The sequence below is a fragment of the Rhodococcus sp. NPDC055112 genome (assembly GCF_053607505.1).
The window spans coordinates 52079-68504 of sequence record NZ_JBSGTR010000015.1 but is presented as its reverse complement, the minus strand read 5'-3'; the positions used below and the strand labels follow the sequence as shown (position 1 = coordinate 68504).

The following is a 16426-nucleotide window of genomic DNA, read 5'->3' as shown; positions in this document are numbered from 1 at the left end:
ATGGCATTGGCGACGACCGGCAAGTTCGGCCGTACCCGCAACCGGGCGGCAGGCCTGTCCCGGACCGTGGACGACATCGGCCGCCAGGCGGTGTTCTTCGTCCGCGCGCTCGCGCACGTGCCGTGGGCGCTGCGCAAGCATCCCAAGGAGGTGCTGCGGCTGATCGCCGAGATCAGTATGGGCACAGGAGCATTGGCCCTGATCGGTGGGACCGTGGCCGTGGTCGGGTTTCTCACCCTGGCCTCCGGCGGCACGATCGCGATCCAGGGTTTCAGCTCGCTGGGCAACATCGGGGTCGAGGCGCTGACCGGGTTCTTCTCCGCCTTCATCAACGTGCGGATCGCCGCGCCGGTGATCGCAGGCATCGGGCTGTCGGCCACCATCGGCGCCGGTTCGACGGCGCAGCTCGGCGCGATGCGGATCAGCGAGGAGATCGACGCGCTCGAATCGATGGCGATCAGTTCCGTTCCGTACGTGGTCAGTACCCGCGTGGTGGCGGGCATGATCTCGATCCTTCCGCTCTACTCGCTGGCGCTGGTCGCCTCGTTCCTGGCGGGCCGGTTCACCACCGTCGTGCTGTTCGGCCAGTCGTCTGGGCTCTACGACCACTACTTCTCGACCTTCCTAGACCCGATCGACGTCATGTGGTCGTTCGTGCAGGTCCTAGTGATGGCGATGCTGGTCATGCTGATCCACACCTATTACGGCTACCACGCGACGGGTGGGCCCTCCGGGGTCGGCACCGCGGTCGGTCGCGCGGTCCGGCTGTCGCTGATCTGCGTGGTCGCGGTGACCCTGCTCGTCTCGCTCGCCATCTACGGCGGGTCCGGCAACTTCAACCTGTCGGGATAGGGAGGCAGATGCGCACGAACGGGTACAAGCTGGCCGCACTCGCGCTGGTTGCCGCGATCGGGGGCGTCGTCGCGCTGGCCGTGGCGATGTTCGATCAGTCCTTCTCCGACCGGGTTCCTGTGACCGTCGTGGCCCAGCGCGCGGGCCTGGTGATGGATCCAGGCGCAAGGGTGAAGATGGCGGGCGTCACCGTCGGCACCGTCGATTCGATCACCCATTCCGGCGAGTCCACCGCGCTGCTGTCGCTGCTGATCGATCCCGATGCACTCGACGCGATCCCGGCGAATGTCGACGTGCAGGTCACGTCGAACACGGCGTTCGGAGCCAAGTACGTCAGCATGTCCGCGCCCGAGCAGCCCAGCACGGAGCGGCTCGCCGCGGGTTCGACCATCGATGCCTCACACGTGACGGTGGAGATGAACACGGTCTTCGAGAACCTGACCGAGGTGCTGCGCACCGTCCAGCCCGAGAAGCTGGACGCCACGCTGGCGGCCCTCGCGAGCGCGCTGCAGGGCCGTGGTGACCGGCTCGGTGTCGCACTCGGGCAGGCGGACTCGTCGCTTGTGGAGTTCGGGGCGGCCCGCGGCGCGCTCGACCAGGTGCTGACCGAGCTGCCGCCCGTGAGCGACACCTATGCCGCGGTTGCCCCGGACCTGATGCGTTCGCTCGGCGCCCTGACCACCACAGGGAACACCGTGGTGGACCGGCAGGCGGACCTGGACCTGTTACTGCTCGAGGTGACCGGGCTCGCGAACACCGGGGGAGAGGTATTGACACAGAACAGCAACGCAGCCGTCGACGTGGTCTCGCTGCTGCGCCCGACCGCGGTGCTCCTGGAGGAGTACTCGCCGGTGATCCCCTGCATGTTCACCGGACTGCAGGAGAGCAAGAAGATCGGCGACGGTGCGTACAACGGACAGCCGGGAATCAAGATGTCGATCGGCCTGATCGCGGGTACCGAGCCCTATCACTACCCGGACGACCTGCCCAAGGTCGCGGCGACCGGCGGCCCGCACTGCATGGGACTGCCACTGCGTGACCCGAACGTCAACGCGCACTTCCTGGTCACCGACATCGGAGTGAATCCCTTTGACCCGCAGCGTCAGCCGAATGGCGGCATGCCGAGCGGTGCGACAGCGAACCTGATGACCTACCTGTTCGGAACGGCGGTCCGATGAAGGTCCGCGGGTACACCGTCAAGTTCGGGATCTTCGTTCTGGTGATGTTGCTGGTGAACGCGGGACTGATCCTCGTGTTCGGCCAGTTGCGTGGCGGCGGCGCGAATTCGTACGGCGCCGAGTTCACCAGCGTGTCCGGTCTCAAGGCCGGCGACAAGGTGCGAATCGCTGGGGTGCCGGTTGGCGCGGTCAGCACGGTCGAGCTCGGTGAGAACCGGCGGGCCCAGGTGGAGTTCACGGTCGACGCAGGCAACACGGTGACCGTCGCGACCAGAGCGGCGGTGCGGTACCAGGACCTGGTCGGCAACCGGTACCTCGAGCTGCTCGACAGCCCGGGCACCGCCGAGCCACTCGTCGAGAGCGCGACCATCCCGGTCGAACGCACCGCGCCCGCACTGGATCTCGACGCGTTGCTCGGCGGCTTCAAGCCGCTTTTCCAGGCACTCGACCCGGACCAGGTGAACGCGCTGTCCATGTCGTTGCTGGAAGTGTTCCAGGGACAGTCGGGGACCGTCACGTCTGTGCTCGCGCACACGGGCTCGCTCACCAACACCCTGGCGGACCGTGACGAGCTGATCGGCCGCGTGATCGACAATCTCGATGGGGTGCTGAGCGAACTACGGGCTCGCGGTGGGCAGTTCAGCGGCACCCTGGACCACCTGCAGCAGCTGGTCAGCGGTCTGGACGCGGACCGCCAACTGATCGGCGCCGCGGTGACGAGCGTGAACACCGCCACCGGCACCTTCGCCGACCTGCTGACCGACACCCGGCCGAACATCGCGGGCACCCTTGCCGAGCTGAACACGAGCCTGGATCCACTGATCGAGCAGCAGGGTGAGCTGAACCGGATCGTGGAATCGATGCCCGCGAACTACCGGCAGCTCATCCGGGTCGGCGCGTACGGCTCGTTCTTCAACTTCTACCTGTGCGGGATCGCGATGAAGGTCGACGGTGCCGACGGCAGGCCGATCACGGTCGACCTGGTCGACCAGAAGACCGGAAGGTGTGCGCCGCGATGAGGAACATGGTGGAGAGCCACGCGGTGCGGGTCGGGGTGATCGGACTCGCCGTCACCGCGGCGGTGGTGCTGACCGCGTTGCAGTATCAGGACCTTCAGTTCCTGAAGTCCGGGGTGGGGTACAGCGCGGTGTTCGACGACGCCAGCGGGTTGGCCGTCGGCGACGAGGTCAACGCCGCGGGAGTGAAGATCGGCACGGTCGAGGAGATCGGTGTCGAGGGCGGGCGCGCCCTGGTCAGCTTCACCCTCGACGGATCGATCGGGATGGGGGAGAGCACCGCCGCCGCCATCACCACCATGTCGCTGCTCGGCAAGCGGGCGGTCACCCTCGATCTGGCGGACGACGGCCGGATGCCGGTGGGCGGCCAGATCTCGCTCGAACGCACCCGGTCGGCGTACTCCTTGCCGGATGTCCTGGGGGACCTGACCACAACCGTGGAGGACATCGACCTCGACCAGCTGTCGGCCTCGCTGGACGAGGTGGGGAAGGTGATGGCGGACAGTGCCCCGAACCTGCGGCCCGCCCTCGACGGCGTCAGCCGGATCTCCACCAGCCTCAGCAGCCGTGACGAGACCCTGCGGGCGCTGCTCGCCGACGCGAACAACGTGGCAGGACTGCTCGCCGAGCGTGGTCCACAGGTGAATTCTCTACTCGTGGACGGCAATGCCCTGCTCGGTGAGCTCGTCAGTCGCGAGGGCGCCCTGTCCGAGGTGATCACGAACGTCTCGGCGGTCTCGACACAGTTGAGCGGGCTGGTGCACGACAACGAGGCACAGTTGAGCCCGGTCCTCGACGAGCTCAATACCGTGGTGGGGATCTTGCAGAAGAATCGGGACAATCTGGCGCAGGGCATCGACGGGTTGGGAACCTATGTCGGCACCCTCGGCGACACCGTGGCCAGCGGCCCGTTCTACTACGCGTACATCCAGAACCTGATGCCCGCCCAGTACAACCAGCCGCTTATCAACGCGATGTTCGGGCTGCCGCCCGCCCCGCTGCCGATTCCGGAGGTCCGCTGATGATCACCTGGCGCAGGATGGCTGTGGGCGGGGTCGGCCTCGCAATGGCAGCCGCGGTCGCGGTGTCCGGTTACCTTGCGGTGGAACACTTCCGGCACTACCGGGTGACCGCCTACTTCACCTCCGTCACCGGCCTGTACGTCGGCGACGACGTGCGCGTGGTCGGGGTCGATGTCGGCAAGGTGACCGGGATCGACCCGGATGGCGACCGGATGCGGGTGCGACTCGAACTGGATCGCTCGGTGCCCGTGGCGGCGGACGCGAAGGCGGTGATCGTGGCGCAGTCCCTCGTCTCCGCGCGGTTCGTTCAGCTGACCCCGGCGGTGACAGAGGAGTCGGCACCGGCTCTGGCCGACGGCGCCGAGATCGGACTCGATCGCACCGCCGTCCCTGTCGAGTGGGACCGGGTCAAGCAGGAACTGGGCAGGGCGGCGGAGGCGTTGGGGCCGAACGGAGAAGATCGCGGTCCAGCGGCGAACCTGCTCGACGGGGCGGGAACCGCGTTGCAGGGCAACGGCGCCGCGTTGGGGGAGTCCGTGGTGGAGTTGTCGCGGGCGATGAGCACCCTCGCAGGCAGCGGCGGCGATCTGTTCGGCACGATCCGCGGTCTGCAGGCCTTCACCACCGCGCTGGCCGCCAGCAACGAGCAGATCGTGCAGTTCCAGGGCCGACTCGCGACCGTGACAGGGGTACTGGCCGAGAACCGAACGCAATTGGCGCCCGCGCTGGCACAGCTGGACACCGCGATCGCAGACGTGCAGCGTTTCGTCGCCCAGAACCGGGCCGGTCTGACCGAGCAGGTACGCACGCTCGCGGACGTGTCGCAGGTGTTGGTGGACAAGAAGGACGGCCTCGAGAAGGTGCTGCACCTGGGGCCGACCGCATTGTCGAACTACTACAACGTCTACCGGCCGGCACAGGGCGCGATGGTCGGGGTGCCCGCCTTCCAGAACATCGGCAACCCGATCGACCTGATCTGCGGCGGCATCGCAGGCCTGGCGAACGAGACGTCCGAGAAGGGCGCGGAACTGTGCGCCCAGCGCCTCGGTCCGCTGTTGAACACCGTCAGGGCCAACTACCCGGACCTGAGCCTCAATCCGACGCGTGCGCTCGGCGCCACCCCGGACCAGTTGGTGTACAGCGAACCGCAGTTGAAGCCGGCGGCGGCCGCCACGTCGATGCCTGCGCTGACCATGCCGACGGTCCCGGTGCCGCCGAATCTGGCCGAGCTGATGACACCAGGGAGGTCGATCCGATGACGAAGCGCGCGTGGGGGATCGGCGGCGCGATGGTGGCCGCCGCGACGCTGCTGTCCGGCTGCCAGTGGAGCGGGCTGAACTCGGTGGCCCTGCCCGGCGCGGCCGGACGGGGCGAGGGGAGCTACACAGTGGTGATCGAGATGCCCGACGTCACCACGATCAGCCCGAACTCGCCGGTGCTCGTCGATGACGTCACGGTCGGCAGCATCAGCGCCATCGAGACGCAGAACTGGCATGCGAGAGTGACCGTGTCGCTGGAGGATTCGGTGCAGCTCCCGGCCAATGCGACCGCGAAGATCGGCCAGACCAGCCTGCTCGGCTCCAAGCACATCGCGCTGGCGGCGCCGACCGATGTCGCACCGGAGGGCAGGCTCGAAGAAGGGTCCGTGATCCCGCTGGCCTCGGCGGGGGTGTACCCGACCACCGAGGAGGCGCTGACCGCGCTGTCGGTCGTCCTCAACGGCGGCGGGCTCGCCCAGGTGCAGACCATCACCACCGAACTGAACAAGGCGCTCGACGGCAGGCAGGACGCGGTGCGGGATCTGCTGCCGCAGCTGGACTCGCTCACCGAGATCCTGGACCGGCAGCGGGACGCGATGGTGACCACGATGGCGAACCTGGACCTGTTCGCGGGCGAGATCAGCTCTCAGCGAGACGTTCTCGGTCAGGCCATCGAGACCCTTGACCCGGCGATGGCGGTGCTGGCCGCGCAGCGCGCCGACCTGACGGCGGCCCTCGACGCGGTCGGGAGATTCGGCGACGTGGGGACCGATCTCGTGAACAGGAGCCGCGAGGATCTCAAGGCCGATCTCGCGGCACTGGAGCCGACCCTGGCCAAGGTCGTCGAGGCGGGACCGGACCTGATCAACAACCTGGGCAACCTCAGCACCTTCCCGTTCCCGCAGACGGCGATCGACCAGGGTATGCGCGGCGACTACACGAATCTGTGGGCATTGATGGACCTGACCTCGGACCGGTTGCGGACCGGCCTCGGCTTCGGCACGCCGTTCGGTCCGCCCCCGTCCGTGTCCGGCGGGAAGGCCACCAACCCGATGACCGCGCCGCTCACGGCCGCGGCAGGCCAGCAGGGGAGCGGTCGATGATCCTGACGCGAATGGTCCGCACGCAGTTGACGATCTTCGCGGTCATCGCGGTGATCGGCATGACCGCGGCCGCTGTCTCCTACCTGAGGATCCCGACCGCGCTCGGTATCGGCCGCTACACGGTGACCGTGGAACTGCCGAATGCCGGTGGCCTGTACCGCAACGCGAACGTCGCCTACCGCGGTGACACCGTCGGCCGGGTGCGGGAGGTGCGACTCGACCCGGACAGTGTGCGCGCCGAGCTGACGCTGGAGAGCGCGGTGCCGGTGCCCAGCAGCGACCTCACGGTCGCGGTGCGCAGCGTGTCCGCGATCGGTGAGCAGTACGTGGACCTGCAGCCGACCGGCACCGAGGGGCCGTTCCTCGCCGATGGCGACGTCATCGCGGCCACCCGAGTAACGGTGCCGCAGGAGATCGGCCCGGTTCTCGACCAGGCGAAGGCGATGCTGGAATCGGTTCCGCAGGACAAGTTGCGCGCGGTGATCGACGAATCCGCTGCCGCCTTCGCGGGTCGGGCGCCGGACCTCGCGCGGCTGCTGGACTCGACCACCTCGTTCGTCGACCAGGCGTCGGCGGCGACCACTCCCGCGACCACACTGGTTCAGCAACTCGCCCCGCTGCTCGAGACCCAGGTGGTGACCGGCGATCAGATCCGGCAGTGGACCACGAATGTGGCGCACCTGAGCGGTCAGTTGGCGACCGCCGACGGGTCGGTGCGCGGCGTGCTCGACAAGGGCCCGGGGTTCGCGGACGAGGCCGATGCGCTGTTCCAGGACCTGCGTCCGACTCTGCCGCTGCTGCTGGCGAATCTGACCAGCACCGAGCAGGTCGCGGTCACGTACAACGCGTCCCTCGAACAGGTCCTGGTGATCCTGCCCCCACTCATCGCGGCCCAGGAGACGGTGGTGCAGCGCGGCCAGGCGGACGGTGCCGCCAACGTCAACTTCCACCTGGAGGCCCAGGACCCGGCGGCCTGCTCGACCGGGTACCTGCCCGCCTCGGAGCGTCGTGATCCCAACCAGATGAGCGTCCCCGACACACCAGCGGACCTCTACTGCAAGGTGCCGCAGGACTCGATCTTCGCGGTACGCGGTTCCAGGAACATCCCGTGCACGGAGGTGCCAGGCAAGCGGGCGCCCAACCCCCAGATCTGCCGCAGCCCGGAGCCTTTCGTCCCGAGCGGGACCAATGCGCCGGACGAGCTGTACACGGGCCCAGCGGGTACCCGACACACCGACCTCGCCCCCGCGTCGGCGCCCGCAGAGGGGGCACCGGGATGGCAGCAGCTGCTGACGGGACCGCGGCCGTGACCGAGGTCGAGACGGAGGTCCCCGACTCGCCCGTGGTGGATGACGACACCCGTTCGTGGTCGGGTAGACGTCGAATCCTGTTGTCCGCGTTGGCCGGCGCGGCGGCGATTGCCGTGGTGGCCTGCGCTGTCGCGGCGACAACCACCTATCTCGGCGATCGCTCGCGCGAGTCGCACCGTGAGGCGCTGGTCGAGGCCGCCCACGACGGGGTGCTGGCACTGATCGACGTGCACACCGGCAGCACGGACGACGATCTGGCGCAGCTGCGTGAGCGGAGCACCGGTGCGTTCGCACAGGAGCTCGGAGACAGTTCCGACGGACTCGCGGCGTCGATCCGGGACGCGGCGGTGAACTCCGACGGGCGGATCGACTCGGCCGCGCTGGTGAGCGAGTCGGGAGAATCGGGCGTGGTGATCGTGGCCGCGTCGGCACAGGTCGGCAACGCGGACAGTCCGACCGCGACGCCGCGCAGCTATCGGCTGCGGGTGACGATCGACGAGGTCGACGGCCGGCTGCTGATGTCGGGTGTGGAGTTCGTGCCGTGAGCCGGCGGACGCGGCGGGTCGCGGCCGCAGGGGCCGTTCTGGTGCTCCTCGCATCGCTGCTCGTGACGGTGGCACTGATGTGGACCAACCGGACGGCGGCGGAACGGGACTCGGCCCGCGGCGAGGCGCTTGCCGCGGCACCGGAGCGAATCGAGGCCCTGCTCAGCTACGACGTCGCGACGGTGGAAACCGACCTCGACGACGCGGCGCGCGGCACCACAGGGACATTCGCGGAGGGGTTTCGCGACTTCGCGGACAACACGGTCGCCCCGAAGTCGAAGAGCGAGGGCATCAGCACCAGGGCGCGGATCGCGGAAACCGGCTATCTCGGCGGGGCAGCGGATCATGTGCGACTGCTCGCCTTCATCGACCAGATCACCACCAGCACCCGGTCACCCGCGCCGACCTCGACGTCGAGTCGGGTGATCGTGACGATGGAGCGCGTCGGCGACGAGTGGTTGATCGCCGAGATGACCCCGATCTGATCGGTGGGTCGACCGCGGCGCGACGTCGACGGTGACAGGATCGAGGGGTGGATCTTGACGATGTCACCGACGAGCTCTACGCCCTCGACCCCGCCGAGTTCGTCGAGAACCGGACGGCGCGCGCCGCTCGGGCCCGCGAGGGTGGGGACCGGGCGCTCGCGACCGCGATCACCGCGCTGCGGAAGCCGACGACGGTCGGATGGGTGGTGAATCTCCTTGCCCGCGAGTCGCCGGACGAGGTCGCGGCGCTTCTCCGATTGGGTGAGGAGTTGCGCGACGCCCAGCGGCAGTTGTCCGGCGAGGACCTGCGGCAGCTGTCCTCGCAGCGGCAGCAGGTCGTTCGCGCGCTCACCCGGCGGGCCGGCCGGCTCGCGGCTCAGCGCGGGCGGAAGGTCGGCGACGGTGCGCTCAGGGAGGTGGGGCAGACGTTGCACGCGGCGCTCGCGGATCCCGAGGTTGCGGACCGGGTTCGTGCGGGCCGCGTGGTCGCGGCGGCCAGCTACAGCGGGTTCGGGCCTGCGGGGCTGAGTGTGGTGGCCGAGCAAGCGCCGGTGGCAACGGAAGCGCAGCCGCAGGCGGTGGCGGAAGCGCAGGCCGAGGTGGAGCCAGACGTGCTGGCAGGCGCCCGAGCCGAGCTCGCCGAGGCGACCGCGGACCTCGAGCAGGCGACCGCGGCCGCCGAGCGCGCACGGGCGGAACTCGATCGCGCATCGGAGGGTGCGGCGGGGATCGACGTCCGGATCGCCGCGCTCAGGGGCGAACTCGAGCGCGCCGAACAGGAACGGCAGTTCGCGCGCAGTGCGAAGACTGCGGCGGCCGAGTCCGCCGAGCGGAGCGAGGGCGACCTCCTCGGCGCCCGGCGGCGTCTTGAGGCGGCCGAGCGGCGACTCGGCGAGCTCGGGTAGGTGCTGATCCTCAGCGCCGCAGTTCCGCCTCCTGGTCCAGCCGTCCCAGCTTGTGCGGGTTGCGGATTGCGTACACACGGGTGATGAGGCCGTCCTCGACCACCAGACTCACGGCGGTGGCCTCGCCACCGACGTCGATCCGAACTCCCGGCATGCCGTTGAAGCACGTCGGCGTGGTCATGAAGTCCGGGAACTTTGCCGCGCGGGCCAGGAACGTCGCCACCCGCAGGGCCCCGACGATGGGCTTCCGCGCGGCCGTCGCGATGCCGCCGCCATCCGCGATCACCACCACGTCCGGGGCGATCACCTCCATCAGTCCCTGTACGTCACCGGTGGAGAGGGCGGCCATCAGCTTCTCCACGGCTTCCTGCTGTTGAGCCCGGTCCACCTGCATCCGCGGCCGCCGCGCGGCGACGTGTTCGCGGGCACGGTGCGCGATCTGCCGGACCGCGGCAGGCGTCTTGCCCACCACCTCGGCGATCTCCTGGTACGGCGTCTCGAACACCTCGTGCAACACGAACACCGCCCGCTCGACCGGGCCGAGGGTCTCGAGCACGGTGAGCATCGCGATCGAGACGTTCTCGGCGAGTTCGACGTCCTCGGCCACATCGGGACTGGTGAGCAGCGGTTCGGGCAGCCATTCCCCGATGTACTCCTCCCGGCGGCGCGACACCGACCGGAGCCGGTTCAGAGCCTGCCGGGTGACGATCCGAACCAGATAGGCGCGCGGCTCGTGAACCTCGGCCCGGTCGACGTCGGCCCACCGTAGCCAGGTCTCCTGGACGACGTCCTCGGCATCGGCGGCGGAACCGAGCATCTCGTAAGCGACGGTGAAGAGCAGGCCGCGGTGGGTGACGAACGGGTCGTCGGTCATGTCGTCGAGCGTACGGCGAGCGGCTTCAGGCCACAGGACGCCGAGAATCCCTGCGATTCGATGCCGAACGCGGTGTTGGTGCGGGTCATGAGGTTCGCCACCGCGATGAACGAGGTCAACTCCACCAGAGCGGGTGCACCGATCTGATCGAGCAGCCCCGCCGACATCTCGTCGGTCACCGTCGGCGGGGTCTGGGTCACCGCCTCGGCGTACTCCATGACGTCGCGCTCCAACGGCGTGAACACGTCCGACTCGCGCCACCTCGGCACCTCGCGCGCCTTGGTCAGATCGAGGCCGTCGTTGTTGGCTTGGAAGTAGCCGAAGTCCAGGCAGAAGCTGCAGCCGACCATGCTGGCCACCGCCATGTGCGCGAACGACTTCAGGTTCAGGTCGCACTGATCCCACTTCTGCACCTTGCGGCCGACTGTGAAGCTGAAGTTCAACACCTTGCGGTTGTGCCACGCCACCTCGACCGGCTCGGCCACGTCGCCGAGCATCTTGCGGGACATCCGCTTGACGATCGCGCCGTAGATGCCGGTCAGCTCGGCTTTCGGGATCCTCGTAGTCATCATTCCTCCTCCGGTTACTTGCTCTCGGCATGAAGACACCGGCCACGGATCGAATGTGACACCCGGGCGGGCAGTGTCCTCGGGTTTGTGTCGGTGGCCCCGGGTAGACTCGTACACATGTTCGATACCGGGGGGTTTCGAGGTGGGGCCGCGGGCGAGGGTGCCCGCGCCGACGAACCCGGTGTGGATTTCGAGGACGGTGCTGCGGCGTTGTCGGCGTTGCGGGAGTTCGGGCGGGCGGAGAACATCGCGGCGGCGCACAAGGTGCTGACCGCGGCGCGTTTCGCGCGGCGGCAGTTCGCCCACGAGGTGGATCTGTTCGGGGAGGAGTTCGCTTATCGGGCGGGGCGGTCCGCGGAGATGGAGACCGCGCTGGCGTTGGGTGTGAGTGCGTGCACGGCGGAACGGTTTGTGGCGGTGGGCAATGCGCTGGATCTGCGGCTGCCGCAGATCCGTGCGGTGTTCGTGTCGGGGCGGGTGGACTTTCCGCGGGTGTTCGCGATCGTCGATGCTGTTGCGGAGATCTCCGATGCGACGCTTGCCCGGATGGAAGGTCATTTGGCTGATGCCGCTTTGTATTTGACGCCGAGGAAGTTGACGGCGGAGGTGATGCGGGAGTTGATCCGCATCAACCCGGTCGAGGCAGAGGAGTTGCGCAAGCGGCGGGAGCGGCACTCTCGGCGGGTGTCGGTGACCGCGGATCTGCACGGCATGGCGCAGGTGTACGCGACGTTGACCGCGGCGGAGGGTCGGACCCTCGACAGTCTCATTCAGGAGATGGCGGGCACCGTGTGCCGGGAGGACCCGCGGACGGTCGACAATCTGCGCACCGATGCGTTCATGGCGTTGGTGCACGGCGAGAGCTATCTGCACTGCCAGTGCGGACGTGACGACTGCCGCACGGCGCATTTGCCGCGGCCGGAGCGGCCGAAGCCGGAGGTCCACATCCATATCGACCTCGACACACTGCTGCGGCTGGCCGACAACCCCAGCCACCTCGAAGGCCACGGCCCGATCGATCCGGAGTTGGCGCGGTTGCTGGCGGGTGATGCGACGTGGCAGGCGGTGATCACCGATGCCCGGCGCCTCGATGCGGAGCGAAAGGCCGTTGTCGGCAACGAGATCGACAGCGACAGTGTCAGGGACCGCGAAGGCGATCCTGCCCGTGATGCCGAGGCCGACTGCGGGTCCGACGGTTGCTGCGGCACTGGCCTCGGCAACGGCGTCGACTCAGAGGAGCTTGGCGAGACTGACTGCGACTGCGACTGCGAGGGTGGAGGGGTCGAGGGGGAGGGCTCCGAACCGCCACGCGGCCGGCAGGGTACCCAGGCTTGGAGCGGTGGCCCGGCAGATGCCGATCCGACGGATTGCGCGAACGGCGATCCGACGCGAGAACCGAAGGGCGACATTTGTTCAGGGGACAGCTCTGCCCACGCCTCATCGCCAGGCGTCCCGGCCCGCTACCGACTTCGACGCAGGGCCGCCGGGCAACTGCCTCCGCGGCATGACCCACCGAATCGATCCCCGGATTCGAGCTCTCGTGGTCCTCGGGTCACTGACGTCCTCGACGCGATCGCCGCGAACCCGGGCCTGCTCGACGGGCAGTTCCCCGACGGGCACGGCGGCTACGACCACCCACCCCGCGGCGCCCTGACCTACCGGCCCAGCAACGCCGTCCGCGCCGCCGTCTTCGACAAGTACGACACCTGCACCTTCCCCGGCTGCACCGTCAAGGCCCGCGACTGCCAGTTCGACCACATCGTCGAATTCGACCCCGACAACCCCCACGCAGGCGGCTGGACCGTGGAAAGCAACGGCGAACCCGCGTGCACCCGACACCACCAAGCCAAGACGGACCGTCTCTTCCGCGTCGTCCGACTCGAGGGCGATGTCATCGTCTGGATCGGCGCACACGGCACCATCGGCATCACCGCGCCGCTGCCCGTCGAACAGCGACCCAGCGCCCGCGTCAAGAAGCCTGCAACTCGACCGACCGTGAAGCCGGCAACCGCGTCACCGCCACCCGAACCACCCGACCTCGGGATCTACGAACCGACCTGGTGGGAAACCCACATGCAGCCCACGGACCTACCCCCGACGCTCCCGGAGCTGGCCACCATCACCGACCCCAGCCACCTCGCCCGGTGCGCACAGCTGCGCACCCACCACGCCGAACACCTCGCGATCCTGGGTGAACGCCACCGCCACCAGCCCCCACCGTTCTGAGGGGTGAGGTTGTTCCGCCCCTGTGGTGATGGTTCGGCGCGCCCCGCGCGGGCCATTATTGACTGGTTCCAATGAGGAAAAATCCGGGCGGTGCCACCCCAGGTGTAAGAAACTCCACCCTCAGGTCGATATAGCGAGTACTTGGGTAGCTGGCTCCTTATCACCGCAAATAGCAGATTGGTATGTACCCGCAGAAGAGAGCGGACCAGGTCGAATCCAGGTACGGAGGACGCAATGTTGAGCACGCCGAGCGCACGAGATCATTCCGGTCGTCGCATCACGGTGCTCGCAGACGACGGCGTCCCCCTCGCCGTCCAGGAGTTCGGCCGGGTGGACGCCCCCATCACCGCCGTGTTCGTGCACGGTCACTGCCTGCGCACCGAATCGTGGTCCTTCCTCCGTGAGTACCTGTCCTACTCCTGGGGCGCCGACGTCCGCATGGTCTTCTACGACCACCGCGGGCACGGCGACTCCGGACACGGCCCCGTCGACACCTACACGATCGACCAACTCGGTCACGATCTGGACGCTGTCATCCGCACGGTGGTACCCGAGGGCCCGGTGGTGCTGATCGGCCACTCGATGGGCGGAATGACGGCCCTGGCCTACGCGCGGCAGTACCCGGACTCCATCGGCTCGCGGATCGTCGGGATGGCGCTCATCGCATCGGCCGCCAACGGACTCACGGAGGCCGGTCTCGGCCGGCTGCTGCACTCCCCGGTGGTGTCCGCCTTCCGAAAGGCCGTGCGCCGGGCGCCGCGGATGATGCAGGGCTCCAAGCAGCTCAGCCGCATGCTGTGCGCAGGAATCGTCCGAGTGATCGGGTGCGGCACCCGCGGGGTGGACTCGCGGGTAGTCGCGCTCGCGGCCGCGATGGTCAACGACACCTCGGTGGTCACGATGTCCAGCTTCCTGGAATCACTGATCGGCTTCGACGAGTCGGAGTCGCTGTCCTCCCTGGTCGGGATCCCCTCGTTGGTCCTGTGCGGCGACGCCGACGTGATGACCCCGTTCGAGCACTCCGCGGCCATCGCGTCCCGGCTGCCTGCCTCCGAGCTCGTTCGCATCAGCGGGGCCGGCCACTCGGTGATCCTGGAACGCGCGGCCGAGGTCGCGCACGCGGTGGCTGCGCTCGTCGCCCGCGCAGGTCACGGCGGGTCGGCTACCTCGGCGGACAAGGGGATCCTCGCCGACGCCGGCTGATCACAGGTCGCGTTCGTTGATGATGCCGCTCTGCATGGCCAGCTCGGCCAGCCGCACCCGCTTCTGGTTCTGAGGGAGGTCCTCGACATCGAACTTGGCGAACAGTGCGCGTAGGTGCGTCTTGATCGCATCGACGCTGAGGAACAGCTCCGCCGCGATCTGCTGGTTCGACGCCGGATTGGCGAACGTCGCCCCGTGCTTGTACGGCCTGCACAAGCCGGTCAGCACCGCGCGTTGCGTTTCGGTCAACGACCGCACGTTCGGCATGTTCGCGGCGACCATGGTCGCGTCGTCGATCGCACCGCCGAACTCGTTGTAGGTCAACAGAGTTCCGCCGATTCGGATGCTGTCACCCTGACGGAGTCGTCGGCGTCCGGTGATCCGCTCACCGTTGACGAAGGTGCCGTTGCGGGACATGCCGTCGTCGACGACGGTCCAGTGGCTGCCCACGCATTCGATCACCGCGTGCAACCGCGACACCTCCTCGTCGGCGGTCAACGGCAGCCCGGAATCGGGTGAGCGTCCGACGGTCAGGCGTGGGTTATCGGGGGAGAGGTCCAGCTTGTGCTGTCGACCTTCCCTGTCTGAGTAGATCAGGCGAGACTCAGCTGCTCGGTCCACGACAACCCCAGGGCACGGTTCCATCGTGCCCTCCGGAGGTGCGCGCAGCAAGATCGAATTCTCGATAGGTGCGGTAAGGAACAACCTTGATCGCCTTGACGCCCACGTCGACCTAGTCGAATACTTTTTCGTGAGGGTCGAATCGGGAAACTCGCCGCTGACCGCGCACAGGGGCTTCGGCGTATCGTGAAAGACCTGCGTCAAAGGTGGTTGTGATGAACGCGTACGTGCAGGCCGGCAGACCCGCCGGCGCGGCGCCCGCCTATTCGAGCGGCGGGCGACAGACGCGCATCACGCCCCCGCGTCGGCCCCGTCCGGGGACCGAGCCAGTGGCCGGGGATCGATGTTCGCACGACGCCGCGATGGGCGTCGGAGGGAGCTGAGGCGCCCATGGTCACCCCGCAGCATGCTCACACACAGGATTTCTGGTGATGATCTGATGACGCCCTGACCAAGGTAGAGGCATCAACTCTCTTGTGGCACAGCTGTTTCAGTCGTCGGGTTCGGCCGCACGGGTTTCGGGAAGGGTGGGCGTCACCACCCCTTGGGTTGGTTTCGGCGCCCGCGTCGATGAATCAGGGTTGTAGGTGTTCACAACAGGGAGTTCGGCACATCGGCGGACTTCCGACACCAGACGACAATCAGGAGGAATCATGCTCGGACTTGTAATCGGACTCGGCGGCGCGGCGCTCAGTATCGGGCTCGGACTCGGACTCGGAGCGATCGGGCTCGGGCTCGGGCTGTTGCTCAGCGACGCGACGATCAAGCACGACGTCACAGAACTCACGGACTGAACCGAGGCGATTCGGTGACCGAAGCCATGAAAGCGAGCACCGAGCGCGCGCAGGACGCCCCTGGCCAGTGGGTGGACACCGGCCGGGGGCGAGCGCGTGCGCGCCTTTCCGCCCGAACCAGGCACCCGCTGGCCTGGCTGAACTCGGCGCTGAGCCGCCGGCGCGGGGTCCAGACCGACCGGTCCGTGCCTGCCGGCGCCGACGAGGTTCTGCAACGCCTCGCCGAGATGCCGCTCAGCGTGTGGACCTACGGGTTCGATCACCCGTCGGTGCGCCACATGGGTCCGATGGCACAGGACTTCGCCGCGGCATTCGCGTTGGGATCCACGGACCGGCGGATCTCCGTCGCCGACGCGAACGGGGTGTGCATGGCCGCCATCCAGGCACTTCATCGGCGCCTCGTCGAACTCGAGACCGAGGTGGCGCAGCTGCGCTCGGCCCGTGAGGAACTCTGAAAGGGGCCC

The 16426-nt window shown here is 68.2% G+C and carries 17 protein-coding genes; 14 read left to right on the top strand and 3 right to left on the bottom strand.

Annotated elements, in window-relative coordinates; genetic code table 11:
• From ACWFRB_RS10285 to ACWFRB_RS10240, 10 genes are read left to right on the top strand one after another with little or no spacing between them, the layout of a single operon-like run.
• Positions 1–852: an MlaE family ABC transporter permease gene (locus tag ACWFRB_RS10285; protein WP_077041306.1), complete on the top strand. Its 852-nt coding sequence runs from the start codon at positions 1–3 to the stop codon at positions 850–852.
• An 8-nt stretch (positions 853–860) separates the two neighbouring features.
• Positions 861–2030 (top strand): MCE family protein, encoded by a 1170-nt coding sequence (locus ACWFRB_RS10280; RefSeq protein WP_452640742.1) that lies wholly within the window; start codon positions 861–863, stop codon positions 2028–2030.
• Entirely contained in the window at positions 2027–3049 is a 1023-nt protein-coding gene (locus ACWFRB_RS10275) for an MCE family protein (protein ID WP_452640741.1), read from the top strand. Before ACWFRB_RS10280 ends, ACWFRB_RS10275 begins: the two co-directional genes overlap by 4 nt.
• The gene (locus ACWFRB_RS10270; protein ID WP_452640740.1) at positions 3046–4068 is read left to right on the top strand and encodes an MCE family protein; all 1023 of its coding nucleotides are present in this window, start codon (positions 3046–3048) and stop codon (positions 4066–4068) included. The genes ACWFRB_RS10275 and ACWFRB_RS10270 overlap by 4 nt, the downstream gene beginning before the upstream one ends.
• Complete coding sequence (locus tag ACWFRB_RS10265) at positions 4068–5327, top strand: MCE family protein (protein ID WP_452640739.1); 1260 nt, start codon at positions 4068–4070, stop codon at positions 5325–5327. Before ACWFRB_RS10270 ends, ACWFRB_RS10265 begins: the two co-directional genes overlap by 1 nt.
• The gene (locus tag ACWFRB_RS10260) at positions 5324–6430 is read left to right on the top strand and encodes an MCE family protein (RefSeq protein WP_452640738.1); all 1107 of its coding nucleotides are present in this window, start codon (positions 5324–5326) and stop codon (positions 6428–6430) included. The genes ACWFRB_RS10265 and ACWFRB_RS10260 overlap by 4 nt, the downstream gene beginning before the upstream one ends.
• On the top strand, positions 6427–7740 hold the full coding sequence (locus ACWFRB_RS10255; protein WP_452640737.1) for an MCE family protein: 1314 nt from the start codon (positions 6427–6429) through the stop codon (positions 7738–7740). The genes ACWFRB_RS10260 and ACWFRB_RS10255 overlap by 4 nt, the downstream gene beginning before the upstream one ends.
• The gene (locus tag ACWFRB_RS10250; RefSeq protein WP_452640736.1) at positions 7707–8285 is read left to right on the top strand and encodes a hypothetical protein; all 579 of its coding nucleotides are present in this window, start codon (positions 7707–7709) and stop codon (positions 8283–8285) included. Before ACWFRB_RS10255 ends, ACWFRB_RS10250 begins: the two co-directional genes overlap by 34 nt.
• Positions 8282–8770 (top strand): hypothetical protein, encoded by a 489-nt coding sequence (locus ACWFRB_RS10245; protein ID WP_452640735.1) that lies wholly within the window; start codon positions 8282–8284, stop codon positions 8768–8770. Before ACWFRB_RS10250 ends, ACWFRB_RS10245 begins: the two co-directional genes overlap by 4 nt.
• A 47-nt stretch (positions 8771–8817) precedes the next feature.
• A complete protein-coding gene (locus ACWFRB_RS10240) occupies positions 8818–9675 on the top strand; it encodes a hypothetical protein (RefSeq protein WP_452640734.1) in 858 nt (285 codons plus the stop codon).
• Positions 9676–9685: 10 nt separating this feature from the next.
• On the opposite strand, the gene ACWFRB_RS10235 is transcribed toward ACWFRB_RS10240, so the two are convergent.
• Positions 9686–10549, bottom strand: a complete 864-nt coding sequence (locus ACWFRB_RS10235; RefSeq protein ID WP_452640732.1) for an RNA polymerase sigma-70 factor — start codon at positions 10547–10549, stop codon at positions 9686–9688.
• Positions 10546–11118: a carboxymuconolactone decarboxylase family protein gene (locus ACWFRB_RS10230; protein WP_452640731.1), complete on the bottom strand. Its 573-nt coding sequence runs from the start codon at positions 11116–11118 to the stop codon at positions 10546–10548. The genes ACWFRB_RS10235 and ACWFRB_RS10230 overlap by 4 nt, the downstream gene beginning before the upstream one ends.
• A gap of 117 nt (positions 11119–11235) precedes the next feature.
• Between ACWFRB_RS10230 and ACWFRB_RS10225 the strand changes: the two genes are divergently transcribed.
• Both ACWFRB_RS10225 and ACWFRB_RS10220 read left to right on the top strand, forming a co-directional pair.
• Positions 11236–13344 carry a DUF222 domain-containing protein gene (locus tag ACWFRB_RS10225; protein WP_452640729.1) on the top strand — a complete coding sequence of 703 codons (2109 nt, stop codon included), beginning with the start codon at positions 11236–11238 and terminating at the stop codon, positions 13342–13344.
• Positions 13345–13578: 234 nt separating this feature from the next.
• On the top strand, positions 13579–14547 hold the full coding sequence (locus ACWFRB_RS10220) for an alpha/beta fold hydrolase (protein ID WP_452640727.1): 969 nt from the start codon (positions 13579–13581) through the stop codon (positions 14545–14547).
• Here the strand turns inward: ACWFRB_RS10220 and ACWFRB_RS10215 are convergent, their stop codons facing one another.
• Complete coding sequence (locus ACWFRB_RS10215; RefSeq protein WP_452640770.1) at positions 14548–15192, bottom strand: FHA domain-containing protein; 645 nt, start codon at positions 15190–15192, stop codon at positions 14548–14550.
• Positions 15193–15821: 629 nt separating this feature from the next.
• On the opposite strand from ACWFRB_RS10215, the gene ACWFRB_RS10210 reads away from it, so the two are divergent.
• On the top strand, positions 15822–15962 hold the full coding sequence (locus tag ACWFRB_RS10210) for a hypothetical protein (protein ID WP_169310410.1): 141 nt from the start codon (positions 15822–15824) through the stop codon (positions 15960–15962).
• Positions 15963–15976: 14 nt separating this feature from the next.
• Positions 15977–16417 (top strand): tail fiber domain-containing protein, encoded by a 441-nt coding sequence (locus tag ACWFRB_RS10205; RefSeq protein ID WP_452640725.1) that lies wholly within the window; start codon positions 15977–15979, stop codon positions 16415–16417.
• Positions 16418–16426: the final 9 nt, after the last annotated feature.

Bases quoted from the DNA above. Each gene is read 5' to 3' on its own strand.
- ACWFRB_RS10285 (WP_077041306.1), top strand. From the start codon at position 1: ATGGCATTGGCGACGACCGGCAAGTTCGGCCGTACCCGCAACCGGGCG.
- ACWFRB_RS10280 (WP_452640742.1), top strand. From the start codon at position 861: ATGCGCACGAACGGGTACAAGCTGGCCGCACTCGCGCTGGTTGCCGCG.
- ACWFRB_RS10275 (WP_452640741.1), top strand. From the start codon at position 2,027: ATGAAGGTCCGCGGGTACACCGTCAAGTTCGGGATCTTCGTTCTGGTG.
- ACWFRB_RS10270 (WP_452640740.1), top strand. From the start codon at position 3,046: ATGAGGAACATGGTGGAGAGCCACGCGGTGCGGGTCGGGGTGATCGGA.
- ACWFRB_RS10265 (WP_452640739.1), top strand. From the start codon at position 4,068: ATGATCACCTGGCGCAGGATGGCTGTGGGCGGGGTCGGCCTCGCAATG.
- ACWFRB_RS10260 (WP_452640738.1), top strand. From the start codon at position 5,324: ATGACGAAGCGCGCGTGGGGGATCGGCGGCGCGATGGTGGCCGCCGCG.
- ACWFRB_RS10255 (WP_452640737.1), top strand. From the start codon at position 6,427: ATGATCCTGACGCGAATGGTCCGCACGCAGTTGACGATCTTCGCGGTC.
- ACWFRB_RS10250 (WP_452640736.1), top strand. From the start codon at position 7,707: ATGGCAGCAGCTGCTGACGGGACCGCGGCCGTGACCGAGGTCGAGACG.
- ACWFRB_RS10235 (WP_452640732.1), bottom strand. From the start codon at position 10,549: ATGACCGACGACCCGTTCGTCACCCACCGCGGCCTGCTCTTCACCGTC.
- ACWFRB_RS10230 (WP_452640731.1), bottom strand. From the start codon at position 11,118: ATGACTACGAGGATCCCGAAAGCCGAGCTGACCGGCATCTACGGCGCG.
- ACWFRB_RS10225 (WP_452640729.1), top strand. From the start codon at position 11,236: ATGTTCGATACCGGGGGGTTTCGAGGTGGGGCCGCGGGCGAGGGTGCC.
- ACWFRB_RS10220 (WP_452640727.1), top strand. From the start codon at position 13,579: ATGTTGAGCACGCCGAGCGCACGAGATCATTCCGGTCGTCGCATCACG.
- ACWFRB_RS10215 (WP_452640770.1), bottom strand. From the start codon at position 15,192: ATGGAACCGTGCCCTGGGGTTGTCGTGGACCGAGCAGCTGAGTCTCGC.
- ACWFRB_RS10210 (WP_169310410.1), top strand. From the start codon at position 15,822: ATGCTCGGACTTGTAATCGGACTCGGCGGCGCGGCGCTCAGTATCGGG.